The 25,974-nt window shown below is 73.0% G+C and carries 22 protein-coding genes and 2 tRNA genes; 9 read left to right on the forward strand and 15 right to left on the reverse strand.

What is annotated here, in order from left to right; all coding sequences use genetic code 11:
- Positions 1-171 precede the first annotated feature (171 nt).
- The gene (locus tag ACFPZN_RS32740) at positions 172-1,479 is read right to left on the reverse strand and encodes a hypothetical protein (RefSeq protein ID WP_378286158.1); all 1,308 of its coding nucleotides are present in this window, start codon (positions 1,477-1,479) and stop codon (positions 172-174) included.
- A gap of 360 nt (positions 1,480-1,839) precedes the next feature.
- On the opposite strand from ACFPZN_RS32740, the gene ACFPZN_RS32745 reads away from it, so the two are divergent.
- Positions 1,840-2,370, forward strand: a complete 531-nt coding sequence (locus ACFPZN_RS32745) for a hypothetical protein (RefSeq protein ID WP_378286160.1) — start codon at positions 1,840-1,842, stop codon at positions 2,368-2,370.
- A 10-nt stretch (positions 2,371-2,380) separates the two neighbouring features.
- On the opposite strand, the gene ACFPZN_RS32750 is transcribed toward ACFPZN_RS32745, so the two are convergent.
- The 4 genes from ACFPZN_RS32750 to ACFPZN_RS32765 form a co-directional block, all read right to left on the reverse strand.
- Positions 2,381-2,857: a DUF1877 family protein gene (locus ACFPZN_RS32750; protein ID WP_378286161.1), complete on the reverse strand. Its 477-nt coding sequence runs from the start codon at positions 2,855-2,857 to the stop codon at positions 2,381-2,383.
- Between the two features lie 24 nt (positions 2,858-2,881).
- Positions 2,882-4,084 carry a CU044_5270 family protein gene (locus tag ACFPZN_RS32755; RefSeq protein WP_378286162.1) on the reverse strand — a complete coding sequence of 401 codons (1,203 nt, stop codon included), beginning with the start codon at positions 4,082-4,084 and terminating at the stop codon, positions 2,882-2,884.
- Positions 4,077-4,652, reverse strand: coding sequence for an RNA polymerase sigma factor (locus tag ACFPZN_RS32760; protein WP_378286163.1), 576 nt, complete (start codon positions 4,650-4,652; stop codon positions 4,077-4,079). The genes ACFPZN_RS32755 and ACFPZN_RS32760 overlap by 8 nt, the downstream gene beginning before the upstream one ends.
- A 96-nt stretch (positions 4,653-4,748) precedes the next feature.
- Entirely contained in the window at positions 4,749-5,930 is a 1,182-nt protein-coding gene (locus ACFPZN_RS32765) for a hypothetical protein (RefSeq protein ID WP_378286164.1), read from the reverse strand.
- Positions 5,931-6,109: 179 nt separating this feature from the next.
- Here ACFPZN_RS32765 and ACFPZN_RS32770 point away from each other — a divergent pair, with 179 nt between their 5' ends.
- From ACFPZN_RS32770 to ACFPZN_RS32790, 5 genes are all read left to right on the forward strand, one after another.
- Entirely contained in the window at positions 6,110-6,250 is a 141-nt protein-coding gene (locus ACFPZN_RS32770; RefSeq protein WP_378286165.1) for a hypothetical protein, read from the forward strand.
- Between the two features lie 224 nt (positions 6,251-6,474).
- Positions 6,475-6,549, forward strand: a tRNA-Arg gene (locus tag ACFPZN_RS32775).
- Between the two features lie 21 nt (positions 6,550-6,570).
- Positions 6,571-8,127: a hypothetical protein gene (locus ACFPZN_RS32780; protein ID WP_378286166.1), complete on the forward strand. Its 1,557-nt coding sequence runs from the start codon at positions 6,571-6,573 to the stop codon at positions 8,125-8,127.
- Between the two features lie 42 nt (positions 8,128-8,169).
- Positions 8,170-8,243 (forward strand) — tRNA-Gln (locus ACFPZN_RS32785).
- A gap of 20 nt (positions 8,244-8,263) precedes the next feature.
- On the forward strand, positions 8,264-9,862 hold the full coding sequence (locus ACFPZN_RS32790) for an ankyrin repeat domain-containing protein (RefSeq protein WP_378286167.1): 1,599 nt from the start codon (positions 8,264-8,266) through the stop codon (positions 9,860-9,862).
- Here ACFPZN_RS32790 and ACFPZN_RS32795 read toward each other — a convergent pair.
- The gene (locus ACFPZN_RS32795; RefSeq protein ID WP_378286169.1) at positions 9,855-10,445 is read right to left on the reverse strand and encodes a TetR/AcrR family transcriptional regulator; all 591 of its coding nucleotides are present in this window, start codon (positions 10,443-10,445) and stop codon (positions 9,855-9,857) included. The genes ACFPZN_RS32790 and ACFPZN_RS32795 overlap by 8 nt on opposite strands.
- A gap of 128 nt (positions 10,446-10,573) precedes the next feature.
- Between ACFPZN_RS32795 and ACFPZN_RS32800 the strand changes: the two genes are divergently transcribed.
- Complete coding sequence (locus ACFPZN_RS32800; protein WP_464043945.1) at positions 10,574-12,211, forward strand: MDR family MFS transporter; 1,638 nt, start codon at positions 10,574-10,576, stop codon at positions 12,209-12,211.
- On the opposite strand, the gene ACFPZN_RS32805 is transcribed toward ACFPZN_RS32800, so the two are convergent.
- Positions 12,192-13,199 (reverse strand): alpha/beta hydrolase, encoded by a 1,008-nt coding sequence (locus ACFPZN_RS32805; protein ID WP_378286170.1) that lies wholly within the window; start codon positions 13,197-13,199, stop codon positions 12,192-12,194. The two genes, ACFPZN_RS32800 and ACFPZN_RS32805, sit on opposite strands and share 20 nt — an antisense overlap.
- A gap of 261 nt (positions 13,200-13,460) precedes the next feature.
- On the opposite strand from ACFPZN_RS32805, the gene ACFPZN_RS32810 reads away from it, so the two are divergent.
- Positions 13,461-15,080, forward strand: coding sequence for an AMP-binding protein (locus ACFPZN_RS32810; protein ID WP_378286171.1), 1,620 nt, complete (start codon positions 13,461-13,463; stop codon positions 15,078-15,080).
- Between the two features lies 1 nt (position 15,081).
- On the opposite strand, the gene ACFPZN_RS32815 is transcribed toward ACFPZN_RS32810, so the two are convergent.
- The 8 genes from ACFPZN_RS32815 to ACFPZN_RS32850 form a co-directional block, all read right to left on the reverse strand.
- On the reverse strand, positions 15,082-15,519 hold the full coding sequence (locus tag ACFPZN_RS32815) for an ATP-binding protein (protein ID WP_378286172.1): 438 nt from the start codon (positions 15,517-15,519) through the stop codon (positions 15,082-15,084).
- Between the two features lie 273 nt (positions 15,520-15,792).
- On the reverse strand, positions 15,793-16,437 hold the full coding sequence (locus ACFPZN_RS32820) for a hypothetical protein (RefSeq protein ID WP_378286173.1): 645 nt from the start codon (positions 16,435-16,437) through the stop codon (positions 15,793-15,795).
- A 72-nt stretch (positions 16,438-16,509) separates the two neighbouring features.
- Positions 16,510-19,359, reverse strand: coding sequence for an ATP-binding protein (locus ACFPZN_RS32825; RefSeq protein WP_378286174.1), 2,850 nt, complete (start codon positions 19,357-19,359; stop codon positions 16,510-16,512).
- A 122-nt stretch (positions 19,360-19,481) separates the two neighbouring features.
- Positions 19,482-20,750, reverse strand: a complete 1,269-nt coding sequence (locus ACFPZN_RS32830; protein ID WP_378286175.1) for an ABC transporter substrate-binding protein — start codon at positions 20,748-20,750, stop codon at positions 19,482-19,484.
- Positions 20,747-21,901, reverse strand: coding sequence for a branched-chain amino acid ABC transporter permease (locus ACFPZN_RS32835; RefSeq protein ID WP_378286176.1), 1,155 nt, complete (start codon positions 21,899-21,901; stop codon positions 20,747-20,749). Before ACFPZN_RS32835 ends, ACFPZN_RS32830 begins: the two co-directional genes overlap by 4 nt.
- On the reverse strand, positions 21,894-22,793 hold the full coding sequence (locus ACFPZN_RS32840) for a branched-chain amino acid ABC transporter permease (protein WP_378286177.1): 900 nt from the start codon (positions 22,791-22,793) through the stop codon (positions 21,894-21,896). Before ACFPZN_RS32840 ends, ACFPZN_RS32835 begins: the two co-directional genes overlap by 8 nt.
- Entirely contained in the window at positions 22,790-23,629 is an 840-nt protein-coding gene (locus ACFPZN_RS32845) for an ABC transporter ATP-binding protein (RefSeq protein WP_378286178.1), read from the reverse strand. The genes ACFPZN_RS32840 and ACFPZN_RS32845 overlap by 4 nt, the downstream gene beginning before the upstream one ends.
- A complete protein-coding gene (locus ACFPZN_RS32850) occupies positions 23,626-24,447 on the reverse strand; it encodes an ABC transporter ATP-binding protein (protein WP_378286179.1) in 822 nt (273 codons plus the stop codon). Before ACFPZN_RS32850 ends, ACFPZN_RS32845 begins: the two co-directional genes overlap by 4 nt.
- 302 nt (positions 24,448-24,749) lie before the next feature.
- On the opposite strand from ACFPZN_RS32850, the gene ACFPZN_RS32855 reads away from it, so the two are divergent.
- Positions 24,750-25,958: a PucR family transcriptional regulator gene (locus ACFPZN_RS32855; RefSeq protein ID WP_378286180.1), complete on the forward strand. Its 1,209-nt coding sequence runs from the start codon at positions 24,750-24,752 to the stop codon at positions 25,956-25,958.
- Positions 25,959-25,974 lie beyond the last annotated feature (16 nt).

The raw sequence follows: 25,974 nt of genomic DNA on the forward strand, positions 1-25,974 counted from the left end.
ACGGTCCAACAATCAGCTCAGGCCACAAGGCAATGTCCGTCAGCGGTTGGACACCCTGGAGTGCCTGTTGGAACGGGACGTTGGTGGCCTTGGCGATGCTGGCGATGGCGGTCGGCCCCCACGTAGGCAAATCCCTCGACGAGCCGGGGCAGCAGGCCACCGATCATGCACTCACCACTGGGAAGTACTGGTTTCCAGCCTGGACACCGTCAGGCGCGCGTAGCTGTCCGTCCCATCCGTACTCCTTTGTTGCAGGGATATCTCTCCGCCATCTGACAGACGGATCCAGCGATTCTCCTGCCCAGGGGCGAATTGCCTCTGATATATACCGCTCTCGGCGTACACGGCGCCGATTCGAGGGGGGTCGTTGTACGCGCCATGGCTTACCTGTATGCCAGATTCAGGAAAGCTGATCCATCCGTCGGTGGTGCTTTTTCCTTGGACCCGTGTGGCGTTCACCCGGTTGACGACGACCCGGTCGGCGACGACCTCTCCCTGAGTGTTGTAGCTGCTGGAGATCTCCACGCCGTCGCCGGTGAAGGTCAGGCTCCCCGTGTAACTCAGCCCCTGGAACCGTTCGGCTCTCACCTGGTTGACGGTGATCTTGTCGGCGAGGATCGTCTTCTCGCCGCCGGAGGTGTTGGCGACCCGCACCCCGTCGGTGGTGAGGGCCAGGATCCCGGTGCTCGCCGTCGTCCCCTGGACCTGGGGGGTGAGGATGCCGGTCTCGAAGGTGGGGGTGCGCAGTTGGACGGTGGTGGTGAGGAAGTGTTCCCGCCCGGTGGGGTCGGTGGCGATGAGGGTGTAGGTGCTGTCGCGTTTCGGGCCGGTCCCGGGGTTCGGTTTCCACTGGCCCGGGGTGGTGACGGGTGGGGTCGCCGGGGTGCCGTCCGGCGAATTGATCGTGTATTTCCAGTCGGCGGGCCCGTCCCAGCGCAGGACGATGCTGTCTCCGTCGTCCACCATGGCCTTGTCGGGGCGGAAGTTGCTGGGCGCCGGGGCTTGCTTGGCGGCGGTCTTCACCAGCGGCACCGCCGCGACGCTGGTGCTCGCCTTCGCGCCGGCTTTTCTGCTGGCGGCCTCTGTCACCGTCAGCACGGCCAGCCCGGCGGCTGCGGCGACCGGAACGCCCTCCAGTTTCAGCACCAGGTAGTCGCCGGCGGCGAAAGGGATACTTTTGCTCGACGGGTCGGTGACCTGGAAGGACTTGGTAGTGGCCTGGGGCTGGACCTTCAGCGGCTGCGCGCCCGTCTTCAGGCTGTGGTATTTGGCCGTGGCGGTGATCTTGGTGATGTCGCGTGTCAGGTCGTCGGCGCCGTCACCGACGGGCACCGTCACCTTGTTTTCGGACCAGTGCGCCGCGATCCTGTCGGTGTTGGTGACCACCAGGTACACCGTCCCGGTGGAGTTGGACTGCCCCGCCCTGGACGCCTCCAGGGGGGCCGGATCGGTGAGCACGGTGTAGGTCAGCAGGGTCATGGTCACACTCCTTGGCTGGCAGAACAGGCGCCGACACCGGCGAAGTCCCGGAAACCCGCCGCTGATAACACCCGCAGAAGAACACCCCTAAATCCAAACGATCACAGCAAAGCGCGCCAAGAGCTTCAAGGAGCCCATAAAAGGGCGATCCGGCAATATGATCAGGGCCTTGACGAACAGTTGAGCCACGCGTCACCAGCCGCTTCCGCCAGCCCTTGCCGCGATCCGCCGCTCGGCGTCATACTCAGCCCTGCCTGCGGCAGGCGTTCTGCGCGCTGACCGCGGCGAGCGCGCGCCGAGCCCGGAGCCCTTCTCCGCTGACCGGGCCGGTGTCGGCGGGGGCGTGTACGGTGCCGCGGCATGGGAGCGAGCGGATTCTCTCTGGACGTCAACGGTGACGGCGACCGCGTCAGGCTGGGGTCGATCATCTGGGAAACCGTGTGCGACTTCATCTGGGGCGATCTCGGAGAGCCCCTTTACACCCGGATGGCCGAGTATCTGTTCGAGCAGGTCACCTGTACCGCGGACGACACCTCGCTGACCTGGTGGTTCGGCAACCCCGGCGGCTGCTGCTCGCGGTCGGAGCGCGCCGGCATGCACTGGCTGCGGTACTTCCTGGCCGTCGACTGGGAGATCTTCACCGCGATGGGCGACCACCGGGGCCTCACCTTCGCGAGCGGGCCTCCCGAACTCGCCGCCACCACCGCGGAAGGACGACTCGTCACCCTCCGGGGCGATATCTGGAGCGCCTCGGACGACGGTGTGGGCGGTGACGACGCGTGGATTCCCCTGGAAGAACTCACCGTCGATGAACGCGCGTTCGTCGCCAAGGCGCGCGGCGAGTGCCAATGCCCGGTGTGCACTTCCCCGGCCAACACGCCTCGATCTTGACGAGGACGCGTCAGGCGTCCACGGTGAAGACGACCGCGCGCCCGGCCTCGGCCGCGCGCGTGAAGAACGCCCGGACGTCCTCGAAGTTCTCCCACGTGTAGTCGAAATCCTGCTCGTCGTGGGGACCGTAGTAATCGTCGACGTCCATGGCGAAAAAGAGCCGGTGCAGGAGTTCACGGTCAAGGGACGGCAGCACCTGGGCGAGGGCCCGCACCTCCTCGGCGGTCACGTGGGCGACGAAATAGTCGGCACCCTCGTACAGGTCCCGGCCGCCCAGGACCACCAGGGAGAGATCGGCGCCGGGACGGTCCACCGCCGCCAGGCAGCGGTGGATCGCGTCCCACGCCTTGTCGCTCGGCATGTGCCAGTACGAGTCGGAGTTCTCCTCGATCTCCTCGATGACGGCCGCGAGTTCCTCATCGTCCGCGGCGCCGAGAACCAGACCTTCCTGCTCCTGATCCAGGGCGAAATGAACTCCAAGACTCACGGCCGTCCTCCCTTGGTCATGCCGCTATTGTGGCGGCTCCGCGTCGGTCCATTCAGCGATCTCGAAGACCTTGTACGAGGCCGGCTCGCCGGGGCGGTGGAAACGGTCGGGCATGTTCTCGGCCTTCAGGCTGCGGGGCTTCCCGTCGTCCCCCGGCGGGAGTCTCAGGCTGCCCTTCGGCGGCGTCGCCACGAGATCCCGGACGGCCAGCAGCATTCCCTTTCCGGGGTCGACGATGAACTGGCGCCGGTAGGTGCCGAGCTGCTTGGGCGCGGTGAAGATGCCCAGGGGCGTGGTCGTCTTCAGCGGCAGGGAGACGACCGTTCCCTTACGGCCCAGCGGATCGGTCGTCTCGCCCTCCGCCTTGACCCCGGGCTGGGCCGCGAGCATCCGGAACGCCGCGGCCCGAACCGCGGGAGGCGCCGGAATCCTGGACAGCAGATCCCCGGCCGCCTCGCTGAGCGCCCGGGCGCGTTCCTGCCCTTTCAGGGCGCGCATCCGCTCATCCGGGCCGTTCTGGCCCACCGCCCGCCACCGACCCTTGAGGTTCAGCAAGGCGTTCTCCAGCGCCTTCGGCTCGGTGGGCAGCTCGGCGATCTGCTTCTGCGTCATGCCGAAGTACCGGTCATCGGCCGGCATCCAGCGGAACGCCCTTCCCGACAGTGGCCGCATGTCCAGGCGCATCTCGGCGTCCGACCCCTCCGAGTTCGGGATCGACACCCACGTCGGTGAACCGGCCGCCTGCCACTTCCGCCGGTCCTGGGCGGTCACCGGCACGTCGGTGAAGTCGAGGTGGGCGAATCGCCCCTGACCGTTCCGGTCGATCCAGTACTCGTTCCCCTGCCGCGAATCCACCTTGTAGTGGTCCGCGCGGGACGACCCGACCGCGTAGATCTCGCCCATGACGGTCCTGGTGTGCCAGTACTTGCCGATCGGCGCCTTCTCCGCGTTGGTGGCGGCCATCAGCAGCACGTCGCCCTGCCGCTGCGGGACGGTCGTCCCGCTCGGGCCGGGCGCCGGGACCTCGTCCGAGGGCAGCGAGACGACCGCGACGGCCCCCGCCACCACGGCCGCCGTCGCCGCCAGGCTCAGCAGCGGGAGCTTGAATCCCCGGCGGGGACGCCCGGTCATTCCGGCCCGCCAGTTGGTGCGCAGCGCGATCCGGTCCGGGTGCTCCTCCTCGGCCAGGCCGGTCCGCATCTGCCGCAGAGCGTCGAGTTCATCCATCGTTCGTCACCTCGGGGAGGGTCTTGCGGAGCTTGATCCGGGTCCGGTGGATCTTGGCCTTCACGGTGCCGAGGGGCAGGTCGAGCGTCGCCGCGATCTCGGCGTACGACATCTCGCCCCAGGCCAGCAGCAGGAGGGCGTTGCGCTCCTGGGCGCCCAGCCCCGCCAGGGCCTTGGCCAGCCGGGGGCCGAGCGCGGCGGCCGTCGTCCGCTCGCTGGCCCGGTCGGCGACGCCCTCCTCGGCCGGGTCCACGCCGGTCCGGGCGAACGCCCGGTACATGCGGGTCTCCTGGCGGTGGTGCTTGGCGATCAGCTTGCTGGCGATGCCCCACAGCCACGCGCCGAACTCCGCGCGCCCGTCGAACTTCTCACGCTGCCGGAACGCGATCGCGAACGTCTCCGACACCAGGTCGTCGGCGAGCGCGACCCCGAGCCGCCGTTTCACGTACGCGTGCAGGCGCGGCGAATGGCGCCGGAACAACTCACCGAACGCCTCCGGATCCTCCAGGGAGGCCGCGACGATCATCGAATCGTCGGACTCGTCCCTGGCATGGCTCACCACGGCCATGGGCGTCTCTTCATGGGGGTGTCCTCGTTTCGGGGGGTTGCTGACACCTCCTCTATCCCGATCCCCACCCCCCGGTTGCGCCCCGCTCCCTGGGTGTTAGGCGAGTGCGCGTTCGAGGGTTTCGGCGGTGTCGGTGACCGTGGACGGGGCGTTGCCCGCTCGGCGGATCTGTTTGAGGACGCCGCGTAGGAGACTCGCGGCCCGCCCTCGGGTGATGGCTTCTCCGAGTACCGCGATCTCGGTGATGACGTCCTCGGCCCGGCGCCAATCTCTGACGTGCACCAGCGCTTCGAGTAGCTGGGTCATGTCGAGGTTGCCGTAGACGTGGGCGGCCCGATCGTCGACGACGACCTCCTCGTGAAGTGGAACGGCTCGCTCCCACTGGCGTAGACGGGTGTACGCGGTGGCCTTGTGGCGGTTCACCTCGGTTTCGTTGAGCCACCACGTCCAGCGCGGGTCGCGGGGGCTCACGCTGTCGGACAGGACGCACCTGACCTTCTCGATCGCGGCCATCGCGCGGTGCTCGTCGCCGGACTGGGCGAGTACCCGGGCCCGGCGCAATTCGAAGAGCGCGGCGACGCGGGGTGGCAGGTCCTCGTCGAGGACGGCGGCGGTGATCCTCATCGCCTCGGTGGGCCGGTTCAGGTGGAGCGACTGCATGGCGAGGTGGCTCAGCTCGAAGAGTTCCATGTCGAGGTCCCCGGCCTGGCGGGACAGCATGAGCGCCTCCATGATGAGCTGCCGCGACAGCGCCTGCTGATCGGCGTCGTAGGCGAGCCAGGCGGTGATCTCGCCGGTCTCGCCCGCCGCCGCGAGCAGGTCGCGTTCGATCGCCGGCTCGTGCGCGCCCGTGCCGATCTTGTGGTGGGCGCGGCGGAAGACGCGCACGGCGAGGGACAGGACGTCGTGGCCGCCCCACTGGCCGTCGAGCCGGACGAGATCCTCGTTCGTCCGGCGCAGGGCCTCGACGAAGGCGCCGTCGGCGGGATGCCCGCTCGACGTCGGGAGGTCCATGACGGGGAGGAGGTGTGCCGGCGTCGGCTCGGGTTCGGCGAGGACCCTGGCGTAGAGCTTGCGGTAGCGGGGGGCGGGGAGGTGTTTGCCGGACTCCCACTGCTTGATCATGTCGGTGAGGCTCTGGACGTGCGGCAGGTCCTCGCGTTCGCGGGGGTCGGCGGCGGCGCGGAGGAGGCGGGCGAGCTTTCCGCGTGACCAGTACGGGGTGGCCTCCCGGACCTCGCGCAGCCGGAGGCCGATGGCCTTCTTGTCGGTGGGCATGGAAGCGCACCTCTCGCCGGGGGGAAGGGGAGGCGGCGCCTCCCTGGTCCTCCACGATTCTCTCTCTGGGCTGGTGGGACGCGCCAAGGGTTCACTCAAGGTAGCGGGACGCGTACGTCCCGGATCAGTGGCGAGGTGGTCTGGAGAAGAAGGGTCCCGGCTATGGGTGAGCGTTCGCCGTGGAATTGACGGGGCGCGGGTTGCGGGTGACCGGTCCCGACGCGCCGGGGTGCTGCGAGCACGTGGAGCGGATCGCGGATGCGGTCGTCTTCGTTCTCGGCTTCTTCGCCGAGCGGCGGGTCGCGGAGCGTGGGCGGTGACGGGAGGGGGTGCGTCGTGGCAGGTCGAACGGGTCGTGGCCGAGGTCGGGCGGCGGTTTCCGGGCGTCTGCGTGTGGTGGGGGAGGTACACGGGTGCTTGGTGGGCGATGACGCTCGACGGGTACGGGCGCCACCGGCTGGTCGAGGCCGCCACGCCGGCGGAGCTGGTGAGGGCGATCGGAAAGGCGGGCGGTGGGGTTTTGGGGTGGTTAGGCTGCGCGGTGGCGGGCCGTAGCGCAGAGGTCGACGCACCCGGTCTCGATCCGGGAGGACGCCGGTTAGATTCCGGCCGTTCCGCCACCTGATCGTTGTGGAGGGGCATGGGCAGGCCGGGGACGGCGGCGTGCCCGCCGTTCGGGCGGAAGGCCGCCGGGTTCTGGGAGCGGGAGCGGCGGTACGGGACGCCCCGCTGGCGGATCGAGCGGGCGACGGAGCGGCGGCTGGCGGGTGACTGGCTCGGTGCGTGCCGGGCGGCGGGTGTGGACGTGGGGTTCGACCTGGCGGAGGTGGCCTCCGAGCATGGGGCGCGCGTCGCCGAGAGGCTTGAGCGCGATCTCCTGCATCTCGCGCCCGACCTGCTGCGCTGGCATCTGAGCGGGGACGCCGACGCTTATGCGCTGGCCGCGTACGGGAAGTCGCGGTTGTTCCTCAGCTGGCCGGAGGGGCTGGGGTTCGGGGCCAAGCCCGATGTCCTGCTCGCTCCCGGTCATGTCTGGGACGTGCGGCGGTCCGGGGAACTGCTCGCGAGGCTCGGGGGACGTGGGCGGGCGCCGTTCTTCGAGGCGGACGGGACGCCGCGGGAGCCGCCGGAGGTGCCGGACGGTCCGGTGGAGCGGGCCGAGCGGCTCACCGCGCTGTTCGAGCGGGGGGCGGTGCAGGAGGCGTTCGCGGAGGCGGGGATCGAGTTGCTGGCCCCCGGGAACGCTCGGGCGCTGGAGTTCCTCGGCAGGGTCCCACTGGTCGGCAGGGTCCCACTGGACCTGCACCGGATCGAGAAGGAGGTGCGGCTGCTGGGCGGCGGGCGCTTTCTCGTGCAGATGTGGCGTTTCTCCCTCACACCGAACACGTGGGACGCGCAGACGGACCTGCTGCTGGAGACGATGGACGACCGGTTGCGGGTCACGTGGATGCGGCCGGGCGATGTGGACGGGCCGGCGGACCCGTTGCCGGAGCTGTTCTGGCGCCGGTCCCCGGATCTGGATCTCGTGCGGGCGGGGCGGCTCACTCCGGATGAGCTGCATCCGCTCGTGCGGGAGGCGTTGTTCCCGGAGCGCGTCCCGGACGGTCCGGTCGGGCCAGGGGGCGCGCCGCCGGAGGTGGCGCGGGTGCGGTGCCGGGGGGAGTGGCACGAGGTGTCGTTCCGGCGCGGGGAGTTGCGGGTTCACGCGCACACGGATGAGGAGCGGCGGCGGGAGGGCACGCTGCGGGCGCTCGGCGGCACCGTTCCGGGCTGCTTCACCGTACGGGAGAGGTGGGACGGCGACGGGTTCCTGCCGCGGGCGTTGCGGGAGCAGCGCCGGGAGTTGTTCCACCGGGTCGAATGCGGTGACACCGAGGGCGTCCTGCGGTGCCTGGAGTCGGGGTTCGACGCGCACGCGCGTGATGGTGATGGCCGTTCGCTGCTGCACTGGCTGCACGTTCTGGACCATGAGGTGCTGCTGCCCCGGCTGCTGGACGAGGGGTTCGATCTGGAGGCGCGCGACGTCTGGGGTCGGTCGCCGCTGGTGGCGGCCGTGGCGAACGGCGCGTCGGCGGCGGCCGTGCGGGCGCTCATCGGGGCCGGGGCCTGCGCCGACGTGAGCGGCGGGTTGCCGGCCGAGATCGCCCGGATCTGGAACAGGAAGGACCTGGCCTTCCTCCAGGACGCCGGTGAATAGGGGCGAGATATGCGTTCTGGGGTGGTTAGGCTGCGCGGTGGCGGGTCGTCGCGCAGAGGTCGACGCACCCGGCCCTGATCCGGGAGGACGCCGGTTCGAATCCGGCCGGTTCGCCACCTGAACGTCGTGGAGGGGCATGGGAAGGTCGGGGCCGCATCCGGCTACGTCCGAGTGCGGGCCGTTCGGGCGGAAGGTCGCGGGGTTCTGGGAGCGGGAGCGCCGGTACGAGGTGCCCCGCTGGTTGATCGAGCGGGCGACGGAGCGGCGGCTGGCCGGGGACTGGCGGGGCGCGTGCCGGGAAGCGGGTGTGGTCGTCGGGTTCGATCTGGCGCGGGTGGCCTCCGAGCACGGGACGGGTGTCGCCGAGGCGCTGGAGAATGATCTGCTCTATCTGGCTCCTGACCTGCTGCGCTGGCATCTGAGCGGGGACGCCGACCGCTATGAGCTGGCCGCGTACGGCGATCTGCGGCTCTTCCGTCCACGGCCGCGTCCGAACAGTCTGGAGTTCGGGCCGGCCAGGCCCGGACGGTTCCTCGCTCCCGGATACGTCTGGGACGTCCGGCGGGCGGGGGAGATCCTGGCCCGGCATGGCGGGCGCGGCCGTGCGCCGTTCTTCGAGGCGGACGGCACGCCCCGCGAGGCCGCGGAGAGCCCGGGTGATCCGGTCGGGTGGGCGGAGCGGGTCAGCGTGCTGCACGAGCGGGGCCTCGTCGAGGACGCGTTCGCGGAGGCGGGCATCCGCTTGCAACTCCACCCGGATGATCCGCAGGACCTGGACGAGCGGCGGTGGAAGCTCGGGATGCTTCCCCTGGCCCTGCACCGGATCGAGGCGGAGGTGGGGTTGCTGGGGGGTGGGCGCTTTCGCCTCAACTGGCCGCTGCAGCCGTTCCTGCCCTTGCCCCGGCCGACCGAGGTGAGCTTGATGAGCCTGCTGCTGGAGGCGCTGGACGACGGGTTGCGGGTCACCTATGTGCGCAACCGCGCTGATCTGGGGCCCGAGCCGCTGGTGGCGTTGCCGGAGTTGTTCTGGCACCGGTCCCCGGATCTGGATCTCGTGCGGGCGGGGCGGCTCACTCCGGATGAGCTGCATCCGCTCGTGCGGGAGGCGCTCTTTCCGGGACGGGACGCGGCCGGAGGCGGTGGGCCGGGGGAATCCGCGCCGCCGAAGGTCGCCCGGGTGCGGTGCGGGGACGCCTGGCACGAGGTGTCGTTCGAGCGCGGCGCGCTGCGCATCCGCGGGCACACGGACGAGGAGCGGCGGTGGGAGGAGGCGCTGCGCGCCTTCGGAGGCAAGGTCGCGGGCTGCTTCGCCGTGCGGCAGAGCTGGGACGGCGCCGGTTTCCTGCCGCGGGCGTTGCGGGAGCAGCGCCGTGAGCTGTTCCGCCGCGTCGAGCGCGGCGATACCGAAGGCGTGCTGCGGTGCCTGGACGTGGGTTACGACGCGCACGCGCGCGATGGTGATGGCCGTTCGCTGCTGCACTGGCTGCACGTTCTGGACCATGAGGTGCTGTTGCCCCGGCTGCTGGACGAGGGGTTCGATCTGGAGGCGCGCGACTTCTGGGACCGGACGCCGTTGGTGGCGGCCGTGCTCACCGGCGCCCCGGCGCCCGCGGTACGGGCGCTTGTCGACGCCGGGGCCCGGACCGACGTGCGGAGCGCGGCGATCTGGGGGGCCGAGTCGCTCGCCGAGGCCGTCCACCGCGTGACGCGGACCGGCCAGGACTTCCTCAGGTGAAGGGGCGGGCCATCTCGTCGAGGATCTCGTCGATGAGGGCGCGGCGCGGGCCGGGCGGCTGCTCCTCGGCCCAGATGTGGGCGGCCAGGCGCATGGAGCCGAGGAACGCGGCGGCGATCACGCGGGCGCGGCGGTTCCCGGCGGGCAGGCCCTCGCGGGCGCGGATCTCCTCGGCGAGGCGGCGCTCCAGCGTGGCGTAGTGCGCGAGCTGGCGGCCCAGGACGCCGGGGTGCTGGCGGGCGATGCGGGACTGCGCGGCCCATTGGGGGTCGGGTTCGCCGGCCTCGTCGTAGAGGCTGTGGAAGGCGAGGCGCAGCGCGGTCCAGGTGGTCTCGTCGGCGGGACGGTCGCTGAAGGTCTCCAGCATCCGCTCGACGCGCTGCTCGTCGCCGTAGAGGACGGCGTCCTCCTTGCCGGCGAAGTAGTTGGAGAAGGTGCGCCGGGAGACCCCGGCGGCGTCGGCGATGGACTCGACGGTGACGGCGTCGAGGCCGTGCTCGACGGCGAGGCGCATGGCGGCCTCGTGCAGCGCCTGGCGCGTCGCTTCCTTCTTGCGTTCGCGGAGTCCGCCCGGGGTGCCCATGATGTGTCCCAGCTTACCTTGGCTTCCCAGTGGGAAATTTTGCCCACTGGGAATATTCTGTGCCTCCAGAGCATTCTGTGTCACGTCACCACAATCCTTATATCCCTGGAAGGGCGGGTGCTTCGAGCGTGCAGAGCTCGTCCGCGCCGGCGTCCGCGCCGATGAGCCGGCGGCAGACACTGGAGGCCCTCAGCGGCCTCCTGCTGGTGCTGTTCGTGGCCATGCTGAGCGCGACCGTCGTCTCCACCGCGCTGCCGCAGATCATCGGCGCGCTCAAGGGCAGCCAGTCGCAGTACACCTGGGTCGTCACGGCCACCCTGCTGGTCTCCACGGCCAGCACGCCGATCTGGGGCAAGCTCGCCGATCTCTACGACAAGAAGCTGCTTCTCGAGATCGGCATCGTGATCTTCACCGTCGCGTCGCTGGTCTCCGGCTTCGCGCAGAACACCGGGCAGCTCATCGCGGCCCGCGCCGTGCAGGGCCTGGGCCTGGGCGCGCTGCAGATCCTGGTCCAGATCGTCATGGCCAGCATGATCAGCCCGCGGGACCGGGGCCGGTACTACGGCTACCTCGGCGCGGTCATGGCCGTCGCCACCGTCGGCGGCCCGCTGCTGGGCGGCCTGATCGTGGACGCCTCGTGGCTCGGCTGGCGCTGGTGCTTCTTCATCGGCGTGCCGTTCGCGGTGGTGGCCTTCGGCCTCCTGCACAAGACGCTGCACCTGCCGACGGTCCGCCGCGGCGGCGTGAAGATCGACTACTGGGGCGCGCTGCTCATCGCGGCCGGCGTCAGCCTGCTGCTGCTCTGGATCACCTTCGTCGGCGAGTCGTTCGCCTGGGTCTCCTGGGAGAGCTTCACCATGGCCGGCGCGGGCGTCGTGCTCCTGGCCGCGGCCGTCTGGGTGGAGGCGCGGGTCGCCGAGCCCGTCGTCCCGCTCGACATCATCGCCCGCCGCAACACGGCACTGTCGATCGTGGCCAGCCTGGCCGTGGGCATGGCGATGTTCGGCGGCGCGGTCTTCCTCGGCCAGTACTTCCAGATCGGCCGCGGCTACAGCCCGACCGAGGCCGGCCTGCTGACCATTCCGATGATGGTCGGCGTGCTGGGCTCGTCCACGATCATCGGACGGCTCACCACCAAGACCGCGCGGGTCAAGCCCTACATCGTGTTCGGCACGGTCGTGCTGACCGCCGGGTTCGCCGCGCTGAGCGTCATCGACCACGCCACGCCGCTGCCGTACGTCGCGTTCGGGATGCTGCTGGTCGGCATCGGGGTCGGCGCGTCCATGCAGAACCTGGTCCTGGTCGTGCAGAACTCGGTGCCGCTGAAGGAGGTCGGCGCCGCCAGCGGGGCCGTCACCTTCTTCCGCTCACTGGGCGGGACGATCGGCGTGTCGGTGCTCGGCGCCGTCCTGGCCAACCACGTCGCCACCAACATCACGCGCGGCCTGGAGCGGCTCGGCATCCAGGGCGGCGGGGCCGGGGGCGACCTCGACATCGCGGCGCTGCCCGCCCCCGTCCGGGAGATCGTGCGCGCCGCCTACGGCGACGCCACCGGGCACATCTTCCTGATCTCGGCGGGGATCGCGGTCGTCGGGATCGTCGCGGCGCTGGCGCTCAAGCCGGTCGTGCTGCGGGACGCGCTCGACCTGCCCGCCGACACCGCTCCCGAGGCCGCGACCGCCCCGGAGACCGCCCCGGAAACCGTCCCGGCCCCCCGGCCCGCGGACGACCCGAAGGAGGCCGGGGTCACGCCTTCCGGGCGCTGATCGACTCCATGAGCGACGGCCACACGGCCGTCGCCTCCCGGATCCAGGCCGGCCAGTTGTGGCGCCCGTCACCGTAGATGTTCGCGGTGTACGGGACGCCCAACTGGTCGAGCCGTTTCCGGAACTCCTTGTTGTTGGCGCCGATCGCGATCTCGCTCAGCAGGCCGATGTCCCACGGCGCCACGTCCGGGTCGCCGGGGCCGGGCCGGCCGGTCGTCCCGGCGGTGAAGTGCAGCTTGGTGCCGCGTAGTTTCTCGGCCAGCGCGTACGGGTCGTACGCCTTCCAGCTGGCGTCGTCCAGCCGCGGGATGCCCCAGATGGCGTACGGGTCCTGGCCGTTGGCCGCGTTCGTGAACATCAGCATCGCCGGGATCCCGGGCGACCGCATCGACAGCAGCCCGCTCAGCGACACCACGTGCTCGAACAGGCCCGGGTGCCGCGCCGCGTACGACACCGCGCCCTGCGCGCCGGAGGAGTTGCCGATCGCGGCCCGCAGCGCCCCGCCGTGGTAGTTGCGCTCGACGAGCTGCCGCACCTCGGTCGTGTGGAAGGTCTCCCACCGGGGCGTGCCGCGCTTGCCGTAGTTGTGCCAGTCGGCGTACGAGCCGTTCGCCGCCTCCGGCATGACCACGATGACGTCGTACCGGGCCGCCCACTCCTCGATGTCGGTGTTGCGCGTCCACGAGGTGTAGTCGTCCTGGCCGCCGTGGAAGGCGTAAAGGACGGGCCAGGTGGTCGTGGCGCCCTCGCTCCAGCCCGCCGGCAGCAGGATGCGGGTCTTCACGGACTTCCCGAGCGACGGCGAGTCGATGGTCACGTCGACCTGGCGGGCGCTCAGCCGGGTCTCCTTGACGATCTCCGCCCCGGTGTCGGCGCGCAGTCCCGCGCCGGCCCGGGCGGGGCCGGCGGTGACGGTGCCCGCCGCGGCGACGGCGGCCATGGCGAGGGCGCCCGCGGCCAGGGAGCGGCGCCAGGAAATGCGTGTCATTGCCTTCACCTCGCGGCTCGGGAACTGCCCTGCAGTGTGCTCGACCGCGGCGGCGCGGGCTATGGGCGGGAGTGACAACTCGCCCCGGTGGTACTGGCCGGGATTGAGTGACGGCTGCCCCCGCCCGCCGATTGTCAGGACGTTAATAACGGCCGCTCCGAATACCTGTCCTGGGGCAGAAGCCGGTTCGGTGAGGCGGCCTCTACGGTCGTGGTGCGAGCGGCGCCCGCAGCCGGACGACACAGGCGGTGACAGCAGCACATGACCGGACCATCGGGCCTCCGAGCCCGCGCCCTGGCGGCCTGGCGGATCGGCGTCATGATGGCGCGCAGCGGGCTTCTGCGGCCCGGCCCGCCGCACCGGGTCGCCCGCCAGCTGAACGCGCTGCGCCGCTGGGGCACCCTCATGGGCGGCACGGTGGTGTCGTCGGCGGGCCGCGACCCCGGGTGGACGGCGATCGTCGACGACGACGGCGAGCTCACCTACGCCGAGCTGGACGAGCGCACCGACCGGCTCGCCGCCGCCCTCGGCGCGCTCGGCTCCCCGTCCCGGGTCGCGGTGCTGTGCCGCAACCACCGCGGCATGGTCCAGTCGCTGGTGGCGTGCAGCAAGCTGGGCGCCGACCTGGTGATGCTCAACACCGGGATGAGCACCGCGCAGCTGCTGGACGTCGTGCGCGGGCAGCGCGTCGAGGTGGTGATCGCCGACCCCGAGTTCGGGGAGTTCCTGGACGCGGTCCCGGAGGGCGTGCGGGTGGTCACCGCGTACGGCCCCGACTCGGACATGGAACGGCTGATCGCCGGGGCGGCCGGCGCCCGGATCCGGCCGCCGGCGCGCGCCGGGCGCACGATCGTGCTCAGCTCCGGCACCACCGGCACGCCCAAGGGCGCCGACCGGCACTCGCGGCCCGGCATGACGCCGCTCGCCTCGATCCTGTCCCGGATCCCCTTCCGGGTGCGCGAGCGGGTGCTCATCGAGGCGCCGCTGTTCCACACCTGGGGGTACGCGATGCTCCAGGCCGCCGTCCCGCTGCGCGCCACGATCGTGCTGCGGCGCCGCTTCGACCCCGAGCGGACGCTCCGCGCGGTCGCCGAGACCGGCGCGACCGCGCTGATCGTCGTGCCGGTCATGCTGCAGCGCGTCCTGGAACTGCCCGGGGAGGTGCGGGGCCGGTACGACACGTCCACGCTGCGGATCACCGCCGCGAGCGGGTCGGCGCTGCCCGGGGCGCTGGCGACCGCGTACATGGACGCCTTCGGCGACCACCTCTACAACCTGTACGGGTCGACCGAGGCGTCGTGGGTCAGCATCGCGACCCCGGCCGACCTGCGGGCCTGCCCGGACACCGCGGGCACCCCGCCGCCCGGCACCCGGCTGGCGATCCTGGACGAGCGCGGCGAGCCGGTGCCGCCCGGGACGACCGGCCGCATCTTCGCCGCCAACGAGCTGCTGTTCGCCGGGTACACCGGCGGCGAGACCAAGGAGATGCGGGACGGCCTGATGAGCCTGGGCGACGTCGGGCACCTGGACGAGCGGGGCCGGCTGTTCGTCCGCGGCCGGGACGACGACATGATCGTCTCGGGTGGGGAGAACGTGTTCCCGAGCGCGGTGGAGGAGGTCCTGGCCGTGCTGCCGGAGGTGCGGGAGGTGGCCGTGGTGGGCGCCCCCGACCCCGACTTCGGGCAGCGGCTGGTGGCCTACGTGGTGCGGAACCCTGACACGGAGTTGGACGCCGGCGCGGTGCGCGAGCATGTGCGCTCCCGGCTGGCCCGCTTCGCCGTGCCGCGCGACGTGCACTTCGTGGACGAGCTGCCGCGCAACGCCACCGGCAAAATCGTCCGCGCCAGGCTGGCCCCCGCCGCCCAGGACGACCCCGCCTGAGTCAGGACGCCGGGTCAGGAGCGTCGGGCGGTTCCACGACGAACCACAGGCGGGTCTCGCCGGAGGACCGCTCCAGCGCCCACTCGGCCGACAGCGCGTCGATGACCGCCAGGCCGCGGCCGTGGTCGACGCAGCGCCGGGCCGGGTCCTTGCGGACGTCGGCGGGGCCGTCGTCGCGCACCTCGACGCGCAGCCGCCGGCCGTCGGTCGCGACGGTGATCCCGATCGCGCCCGAGCCGTGCAGCACGGCGTTGGCCAGGGCCTCGGCGGTCATCAGCTCGATGTCGTCCAGCACGTCCGGGGCGCCGACGACCTTGGCCGCGCGCTCGCGGACGGCGCGGCGCACCGCCCGCCCGTCGCCGGGGGAGCCGGTCGCGGCGGGCAGCAGCAGCCGGTCGCCGAGCCGGTCCATCGCGGGTTCGCTCGTGCTCGTGCTCACGGTGTCGCACCTAGGGTCACGGGGTCACCACTCTGCGAGTCGGAAGATCGGCGGCGCGCACCGTACGCGGTTCACGATCGAATTCGCCGGGCGCCCCTGCCCCGAGCCGGAATCCGGGACGGCTCGCGGTGCCCGGTGCCCGCTCATCTGGCGGGACCACCGTATCGGTGCCGGAGCCGTCCGGACATCGTGGAACAAGTAAACTTCCTCGGTCGGATCGCTCACCGGTCTCCGTATCGGAGATGAGCACAGTGAAACATCCGGTTTGTCAATTCATGAACGGCCGGTGCCGTCGGCGGCGGCCTTCCAGAGCGCCAGCAGCGGGGGCGGCCAGTAGCGCCCCGGCAGCAGCATGGTGCTCTCGGTCTCCGGATGGATGATCAGCGGGAACGTGCCCGCGGCCAGATGGCGGTCCGGGACGTGCCGGCGGGCGACCAGCACCGTGGTGGCGTACACCGGCAGGCTGCCCACCAGCGGGCGCGGCACCGGGGCGCGGGAGGGCCGCCGGTCCGGGTCGGCGAGCATCGCCGCGAACTTCCGCAGGTCCGGGTCGCCGGGGGCGGCGCCGCGCAGCCTGAACAGCCGGCCCGCGATGTCCTGCAGGTCGTCGGGCATCTCGTCGAAGGCCGGGTCGGGGCTGTAGATGACCAGCGCGGGCCGGTCGCCCCGGCCGCGCCGGAACAGCGACGCGTCCGCCTGGACGACGCTGCCCCACACCACCCGTCCGTGGGCGAGCAGCATCTCCTGGCGTTCCAGGACGTCGCGGAGGATCGTCCGCAGCGAACCGTCGCGGGCCAGGCGCAGCCACACCGGGGCACCGAGCCGGACCTCGCGGGCGTCGCCGCGCTCGAACGCGCGGGGCGGGGGGCCGAACCGTTCACGGCAGAGCTCGATGATCTCCCGCCCGATCCGCGTCATGATCCGGACGATAGCCCGCGTGCGGGGCCGAATCGGACGGCGCCCCCCGCCCGCGGCCCGGCCGCGGGCGCCTCAGTGGAACAGGCGGGCCAGCTCGATCCGGGAGCGCAGCCCGAGCCGGGTGAAGATGTTGCGCAGGTGGCCGTCCACCGTCCGCGGGCTGATGACGAGCCGGGCGGCGATCTCCCGGTTGGTGGCGCCGCCCGCGACCAGCCGCGCGATCTGCAGCTGCTGCGCGGTCAGCTCCGCCAGCGGCCCCGGCCGCCCGGTGGACCCGTCCGGCGCCGGCCGCTCCAGCGTCTCCCCCGCCGCCCGCAGCTCCGCGAGGGCGCGGGCGGCCCAGCGCTCGGCGCCCGCCCGCTGGAAGATCTGCGCGGCGTTGCGCAGGTGCGGCCGCGCGTCCCGGGGCCGCCGGCCGCGCCGCAGCCGGTGCCCGTACAGCAGCGCGGTCCGGGCCAGCTCGAACGCCGAGTCGCCCCCCTCGTGCAGCCGCAGCGCCTCCTCGAAGTGCTTGCCGGCGGTCTCGTCGTCCTCGGCCAGCAGCGCCCGGCAGCGTTCGGCCAGCGCCGCCCGCACAGGGGCGCGGCCGTCGCCCGCCCAGCGCTCGAACGCCGCGAACGCGCGCAGCGCCGTGCCGCGCCGCCCGGTCCGCACCGCCGCCTCGACCAGGTGCGGGATCGCCAGCAGCCGCAGCACCGGGTACGCCGACCCCGAACCCGCCGGGTGCCGCAGCCGGGCGGCGGCGTCGGCCGGACGGTCGTCGGCCAGGTCCAGGCAGGCCATCGCCCAGGTGTCCAGGGACGTGGCGCGGATCAGGCCGCGCCGCCCGCCCTCCTCGGCCAGGCCGTCCAGCTGCTCCAGCGCCGCCTCCCGGTCGCCGCGGAAGGCGGCCAGCAGCGCCAGCACGGCCCGCTGCTCGATCAGCTGGTTGCGCTGCCCGGCGGCGCGGGCCAGCCGCATCCCCTCGCGGGCCGTGGCCTCGGCCGCCGGGTAGCGGCCGAGCATGATCTCGCAGTGCGCGAGCAGCGTCATCGCGCGCGGCTCCACCACCGTGCCGCCGCGCCCGCGCGTCCCGGCGACGCCGCGGGCGGCCAGGTCGCGGGCGCGGCGGTCGTCGCCCAGCGCCATCGCGGCGACGCTCGCCCAGGAGCGGACGGACGGCTCGTCGATCGCCTCCGCCGCGCCCAGGACGCGCCGCAGCCGCCGCTCCGCCTCGTCCTGCCGGTGCTTGGCCGCGGCCTTCAGCCCCGCGAAGTAGTCGCGGAACAGCTCCATCACCGGCACGGCGGTTCCGGGGGGAGGCGACGGCAGCGCGATCGCGCGTTCGGTGATGCCGCGGTAGCAGTGGTGGTCGCCGGTGGTGTCGGCGGCGGCCTGCGCCTTCAGCAGCGCCTCCAGCGCCAGCGCCGGGTCCACGCCCGCCAGCCGGTCGGCGGCCTCCTGCAGGATCCACAGCGCCATCACCGGCAGCCCGTCGCACATCTCGATCTCGCCCTGGAGCAGGTCGGCGCGCCCGATCCGCCCGGGGTCGGACGTGCACGGCCGGACCTGCCGGAGCATCGCGCGGGCGCGCCGGGTCCGTCCCGCGGTCCAGGCCTGGCGGGCCGCGGCGATATAACGGTCCGCCCGGATCTCCGGCGCCGCGGTGAGGACCGCGGAACGCTGCCAGATCCGGGACGCCTCCTCGTGCCGCCCGTCGTTCCGCAGGGACTCGGCGGCACGGGCCAGCTCGGCGGCGAGCGCGTCGTCGGGCTCCTCGGCCAGCGCCGCCCGGTGCCAGCTGCGCCGCGGGGCGAGCCCGTCGCGGTCCAGGGCGCGGGCCAGCAGCTCGTGCACGGACCGCCGCTCGGCCGGCGGGGCGTCGGCGTACACGCTGGAGCGGATCAGCGCGCTGGGCGTCTCGACCCGGTCGCCGTCCACCAGGATCAGCCCGGACGCGCGGGCCCACTCCAGCTCCCGCAGGTCGATGCCGTCCTCGCCGGCGGCGCGGGCGAGGGTGTTCAGGTCGAGCCGGTCGTCGGCGGCGGCCATCAGCACCAGCCGCCGCGCCCCGGCGGTCAGCCGCAGGTAGCGCCGCCGGTAGTGGGAGCGCAGCGCGCTGCGCGGCGGCAGCGCGCGCGGCGGCGGGGCCGTGCCGGACAACTGCTCGGGGGTGAGCGCCGCGGTGAGCTCCACCAGCGCCAGCGGGTTGCCCGCCGCCAGCTCGGCGATCTCTTCGGCGGCCTCCTCGTCCAGCGCGCCCCGGGTCAGGTCCTCCAGGACGCGCAGGCCCGCGGCCTCGTCCAGCGGGGCCGGGCGCAGCGCCGGGATGTCGGCCAGGCACTCGACCACCGGTGACACGGGCGGCCCCGGCCGGGCCGCGAACACCATCGCGACCGGGACGCCGCGGAGCCGCCGGGCGGCGAACGCCAGCGCTTCCAGCGAGACCCGGTCCAGCAGGTGCGCGTCGTCGACCAGGCACAGCACCGGGCCGTCGGCGGCGGCCTCCGACAGCAGCGCGCACACCGCCGAGTACAGGGTGAACGGCGCGGCCCCGTCGCGGTCGGCGCCGCCCGCGAGCGGCGCCAGCGACCCGGCCAGCGCCTCCGGCAGCCGCGCGATCGCACCGGACACGGGATGCAGCAGCCGGTGCAGCCCCGCGTACGGGACGGCGCACTCCTGCCGGACGCCGCGCGCGTGCAGCGTCCGGAAGCCGGGACCGGCCCGCTCTGAGGCGGCCTCCAGCAGCGCGGTCTTGCCCAGGCCGGGCCCGGCGAGCACGGCCAGCGCCCCGCCCTGGCCGTCCCGGGCCTGGTCGAGGAGCCCGCCGATGGCCTCCAGCTCCCGGTCACGGCCGTGCAGCACGGCCGGGGCCGGGGCGGCGTCCCGGTGGCGGTCCGGGACGGCCTCCAGCAGGCGGGCGGCGGTCGTCGTGGCGGTCACGTCACACTCTCCGTTCGTGTCGATCGGGCGCACGAACCCCCGCTTGTCGCCTCTTCCGGACGCCGCCGGGCCGATGGGCCGGCCCGGCGGCGTCCCCCCTCAGAGGCGGAGCCCGCCGGCCGTCAGCCCGCGGGCGGGTTGTAGCCCTTGGCGAGCTCGGACTCCTTGGACGGCTCGACGAGCTTGGTGCCGCCCTGGGACGCCTTGTCCGGCTTGACGATGAAGCTGCCGCGCGCCGACGGGCGGTTCCACTGGGTGAAGTCCATCGTGGCGGCGCCGAACCCGAGGTCGAACCTGGCGTTCGAGCGGTGCGCGGCGACGATGCCGTCCCGGGTGAGGTCCTTGCTCTGGCACGCCTTCTTCAGCGCCTCGCCGACGATGGCGGCGGTGACGTAGCCGGAGTACACCGCCGAGTCCAGCGGCTCCCCCTTGTAGGCCATCTGGTACTCGCCCGCGAGCTTCTGCAGCGCCGGGGTCCCGGAGCTGAACGGCGGGCCCGCGGTGGCCACGTAGTAGTCCTTCTGCATGATCCCGCCCACCTGGGTGGCCAGGAGCTGCTGGGCGAACGCGGAGTTGCTCGCGGCGTACGGCACGTTCAGCCCGCTCGCCGCGGCCACGCCCACCAGGGACGCGGCCTGCTTGGGGCTCACGCTGACCAGGATCGCCTTCACCCCGGCCTTCTTGAACGCGCCGGCCTGCGCGGTCATGTCCGCGTCGGTGGCCTTCACCTGCTGCTCGACCAGCGTCAGCCCGGCCTTCCCGGCCGCGTACTTGGCGCCGGCCAGGGCGCTCAGCCCGTAGTCGCCCTCCAGGTACAGGTGGCCGACCTTGTCGCCCTTCTTCACGCCCTTGGCCCGCATGAGGAAGTCGACGCCGTTGATGATGTCCAGGTCGTAGGTGGTGCCGGTGAGCTGGACGTACTTGCTGCCGAGCAGGGTGTGCGACCACGCCTGCGGGATGGTGAGCAGGTGGTCGTTCTCCAGCCGCTGCCGCAGCGCGATCGTGATCGGCGACCCGATGACCTGCGGGATCGCCGCCGAGCGCGGGCCGACCTCGCTGTAGGCGGCCAGCGCCTTCTGCACGTCGTAGCCGTGGTCGCGGACCACCAGCTCGATCTTGCGGCCGCAGACCCCGCCGGCCGCGTTCAGCTGGTCGTAGTACAGCTTCTGCGCCTGGGTGACGCCCTTGCCGAGCGCGGCGTACGGCCCGGTCAGGTCGGTCAGCGCGGACAGCGTGATCTTGTCCTTGGTGACCCCGGGACCGGCCTTCACGTCGCCGGACCCGCCGCCCTCGGCGGCCTTGCCGCTGCATCCCGCGGCACCCACCGCGACACTGAGGGACACGGCCGCCGCGGCGAGCATTGCCCGCCGCCGGTTCATCGGATGCTTCATGCGCGTTGCTCCTCGGGTTCATGGCTGGCTTGGCCGGCTTTGCCGGTGCTGTGCGGGGCTGGAGGGGGAGCTCCGGTGCGGTGGCGGGAGGAGGCGCGCCCGCGGCGGAACCGGGCGGCCGCGCCGAGCAGTCCGCCCGGCAGGAAGAGCAGGACGGCGACGAACACCGCGCCGTACACCAGCCGGGCCGCCTCGGCGGGCGCGACGCCCGAGGGCGCGCCGGGCTCGGCGACCAGCGGGATGGCCTCGCCGTAGCGGGTGAGCAGGGAGGGGAGCACGGCGACGAACACCGCGCCGAGCACGGCGCCGGCCACCGTGCCCAGCCCGCCGATGACGATCATGGCCAGGTAGTCCAGGGCCAGCGCGAGCCCGAAGTAGTCGGGGACGGTCCGCTGGAAGACCAGGGCCAGCAGCACCCCGGCCAGGCCCGCGTACATCGACGACAGCACGAACGCGGCGGCCCGGTAGCGGCCGACCGGCACGCCCAGCGCCCCGGCGGCGATCTCGTGGTCGCGCAGCGTGTTGAGGGCGCGGCCGGGACGGGACCGCAGCACGCCGCGGGCGAACCAGGCCGACAGCAGCAGGACGGCCAGCGCCAGGTACCAGAGCCGCTCCAGGCCCCCGAACGGCACGCCCAGCACCAGTACCGGCTGCGGCACGTCCGCGAACGTGAACCCGAACAGCTCCAGCGGCGGCACCGCGCGCCCGTTGACGCCGCCGGTCACCGGATCGGCGCGGAACAGGACGTGCTGGCCGAGGAAGACCAGCGCGAGCGTGGCGACGCCGAGGGAGGCGCCCTTGAGCCGTGCCGCGATCGGGGCGCAGAGCCCGCCGGCGGCCCCGGCGATCGCGACCGCGGCGAGCGCGGCCAGCCAGGTGGGCAGGCCCAGGCCGGTCAGCTCGTGCCCGGCGGCCTTCTCCGGCTCGGCCGCCAGCCACACGTAGGAGTACGCGCCGACGGCGAGGAAGAAGGCGTGCCCGAGGGACAGCTGGCCCGCGGCGCCGGTGAGGACGTTCAGGCCGATGGCGCCGACCGCGGCCGACATCGCGAACAGCCCCGCCTGGAGCCAGAACGACCCCGCGTAGAACGGCAGGACCAGCAGCCCGGCCAGGCCCGCGACCAGGAGCACCCGGGGCAGTCGTTCAGACACGGGCGGCCTCCCGCGTCCCGAACAGGCCGGCCGGGCGGGCCAGCAGCACCGCGACCATCAGCAGGTACGGCGCCACCTCGGCGAAGCCGCCGCCCAGCAGCGAGAAGTCGGCCTGGTAGCCGACCACCGCGGACTCGGTGATCCCGATCAGCAGCCCGCCGACCAGCGCCCCGGTGGTGGAGTCCACCCCGCCGATCACCGCGGCGGGCAGCGCCTTCAGCGCGGCGAACGAGGTGGTGCGGTCGAGGCCGGGGGTGGGGAACACGCACAGGAACAGCGCGGCCAGCGCGGCGAACGCCCCGGCCACCGCCCACGCCCCCGCCGACACCCGGCCCAGCCGCACGCCCATCAGCGCCGCGGTCTCCCGCCGCTCGGCGGTGGCCCGCATCGCGATGCCCCACGAGGTGTACTTGAACGCCAGCAGGAACGCGGTGATGGCCACGACCGCGACGGCGATCGCCGCCAGCCGGGTCTGCGCGATCGTGACGTCGCCCAGCCGGACCACCCGGTCGCCCCACGGGTCGCCCAGCGGCAGCACCCGGGTGCCGATCCGCCGGGTCAGCTCGACGGTGAGGATGATGTCGACGCCGATCGTGACGATGCTGAGCGTGGAGTGCCCGCCCGCCGCGTTCGCCTTCAGCCGCCGCAGCACCAGCACCTCCACCAGCGCGGCCAGCGCGGCCGTGGTGCCGATGCCGAGCAGCAGCGCGGCGGCGAACCCGATGTCGTCGTGCAGTTCGGCGATGACGTAGCCGCCGGCCAGCAGCAGCGACGGCTGGGCGAAGTTGATGACCTCGGTGGCCTTGTAGATGATCACGAAGCCCAGCGCGATCAGCGCGTAGACGGCCCCGCTGGACAGCCCGTTGACCAGGACCTCGGCGAACGCGCTCACGTGCTCTCGCTCCTCTCTCCGTTGCCTCCGGTGCCGAGGTAGGCCCGGATCACCTCGGGGTCGCGCTGGACGGCGGCGGGCGGGCCGGAGGCGATCCGCCGGCCGAAGTCGAGCACCGTGACCTCGTCGGCCAGCCGCGCCACCATGTCCATGTCGTGCTCGACCAGCAGGAGCGACAGCCCGAGCCCGGCCCGGACCTGGCGCAGCGTGGCGGCCATCGCGAGCCGCTCCGCGCCGTTCATCCCGGCGACCGGCTCGTCCAGCAGCAGGATCCGCGGCTCCAGGCACAGCGCCCGCGCCAGCTCGACCCGCTTCTGCACGCCGTACGGCAGCAGGCCCGCCGGGGTCGCCAGATGCTCCTCGATGCCGACGAACTCGGCGATCTCCCGGACCCGGTCGCGGTGCCGCCGCTCCTCGCGCCGCCCGCCGGGCAGCCGCAGCCCGGCCGACACGAACCCGGTGCGGGTGAGCCGGTGCCGGCCGAGCATGAGGTTGTCGGCGGTGCTGAGCCGTCCCGACAGGGCGATGTTCTGGAACGTGCGGGCCATCCCGAGCGCCGCGATCCGGTGCGGCGCGAGGGAGGTGAGCTCGGTGCCGCCCAGCCGCACGCTCCCCGATGTGGCCCGGTACACGCCCGACAGCACGTTGAAGCAGGTGGACTTGCCCGCGCCGTTGGGGCCGATCAACGCGTGCAGGCTGCCGGGCGCGACGGTGAGGCTCACCTCGTCCAGCGCGGTCAGCCCGGCGAACCGGACCGTGAGCCGGTCCACGACCAGTTCCGGCGCGTCCGGGTGCGCGGCCTCCGCGGCCTCGGGGTGGGGGGCGGTGGCGCTCATCCGGTCCACCTCGACAGCGTGCGGACGGGCGCGGCGGCGGCGATCGCGTCGTCGGTGGCGTCGTTCTCCGTGCTGACCCCCAGGTAGCGGTCCCGGACCTCGGGGGAGGAGGCCAGCTCCCGCGCCGGACCCTCCAGCGCGACCGCCCCGACCTCCAGCACGTAGGCGTAGGAGGCCAGCTCCAGGGCCAGCGCCGCGTTCTGCTCGATCAGCAGCACCGCGATGCCCTCGCCGTTGATCGCGCGGATCGTCTCCGCGATCCGGCCGATCATGATGGGGGCCAGGCCCAGCGACGGCTCGTCCAGCAGCAGCAGCCGCGGCTCGGCCATCAGCGCGCGGCCGATCGCCAGCATCTGCTGCTCGCCGCCGGACAGCAGCCCGGCGCGCTGCCGCTCGCGCTCGGCCAGCACCGGGAACAGCCGCAGCACCCGGTCCCGGGCCGCCGCCACGGACCTGCGGTCGCGGGCCCCCAGCGCGCCCGCGCGCAGGTTCTCCCCGACCGTCATGCGCGCGAAGATCTCCCGGCCCTCGGGGACCTGGACCACCCCGCTCCGGACGATCCGGTCCGGCCGCCGGTCCCGGGCCGCACGCCCGCCCGGGGCGTCCGCGCCGGCGCCGATCGTGCCGCCGCGGACCGTTCCGCCGTGGTAGCCGAGCACGCCCGAGATCGCCCGCAGCAGCGTGGACTTGCCCGCGCCGTTGCCGCCGAGCACGGCCACGAAACCGCCCTCGGGCACCAGGAGGGAGACCTCCCGCAGGGCCCGCACCGGGCCGTAGTCGACCGTCAGATCGGTCACGGTCAGTGCCGGTGGACTCATGCGGGAGCCCTCCCGTGCAGCGGTCGCCGAGCGCGCACCTTGCCTCCTTCAGAGCCTCAGTCGGGCCGGGGGTTGAACAAGAGCACGGGCCGTGAGAGGAGGTCTAGAGCGGCGTTCTCATTGAGGGAGGCGAAGCAACCGGCGGACCCGCCGATTGTGAGCGGACACAATCCCTCCGGCCGCCGCCCCCGGTGACTGGTCACAACCGCGCGCCGATGGCACCATGGCGCCACTTCTCGTGGAGGAAGGTGAAGGCGGTGTCGAGCCCGACGACGTCAACCGACCGCAGTGGGACCGCGATCATGCGCAAGGCGGTCCAGCGGCTCACCGATCGGCTGCCCGACCTCGCCGACCGGCTGGTCGCCGAGATCCTGCGCGGCGACGGTGAGGAATGGGAGCGCCCCTCCGGGCTGCGCGACGACCTGTGGCAGGTGTGCCACATCGGTCTCGGCCACGGCATGGAGGCGATCCTCGACCCCGACCGCGGCCGCACCGACCTGGAATGGGCCGCCCGGCTGGGCCGCCGCCGCGCCGAGCAGGGCCAGCCCCTCGACCAGCTGCTGCGCTCGTACCGGCTGGCCGGCATGGTGTTCTGGGAGGCCGTCGTCGAGGCGGTCGCGCAGGACGAGCCCGCGCACGTCCCGACGCTGGTCCGGCACGCCACCCGCACCTGGTACGCCATCGACGAGCAGTCGAGCACGGCCGCCGCCGCCTACCACCGCACCGAGTACGACCTGCTGCGCCGCAACGAGGAGCGGATGCAGGCGGTCGTGGACGCCCTGCTGGAGGGCCACGGCACCGACGGCGGCCTGCTCGCCACCGCCAACGAGGTGCTCGGGCTGCCCGAGCAGGGCCGGTACGCCGTCGTCGTCCTCGGCCAGGCCGACATGGCCGCGCGGCCGGGCCCCGCCGCGTCCCGCGCCGGGGTGCAGGCCGCCGAGTCGGTCTCCACGACGGGCGGGATCCGCTTCCTGTGGCGAATGCGCGCCGAAACCCAGGTCGCGCTGGTCGCGCTGGGCAACGCGAGCCTGGACGAGCTGATCGAGGCGGTCCGGCCGCACGTCCGGGCGCACGCGGGCGTCAGCCCCGTCGTGCACGCGCTGTCGGAACTGGGCACGGCCCGCTGGCTGGCCGAACTGGCGCTGCGCACCTGCTGGTCGGACGAGCCCGAGATCGCCCTGCTGGACCGGCGGCTGCCCGCCGCGCTGGTGGTCTCCCAGCCCCGGCTGGCCGGACGGCTCGGCCGCACCGTCCTGGGCCCGTTGTACGAGATCGACCCGGTCTATCGGGACGTGCTGCTGTCGACCCTCACCACCTGGCTGGAGTGCGACGGCTCGGCCGCCCGCGCCGCGGCCAGGCTGTACTGCCACCACAACACCGTGCTCAACCGGCTGCGGCGGATCGAGCAGCTCACCGGGCGGCTGCTGGCCCGTCCCGGCGACCTGACCGAGGTGGTGCTGGCGCTGAGCGCCGTCCGGCTGCTGGACCCGGCCCCGGGCCTCGACTCCTGATCGGGCCCGGGCGCGG

The sequence above is a fragment of the Actinomadura rugatobispora genome (assembly GCF_042656285.1).
Lineage (GTDB): Bacteria > Actinomycetota > Actinomycetes > Streptosporangiales > Streptosporangiaceae > Spirillospora > Spirillospora rugatobispora.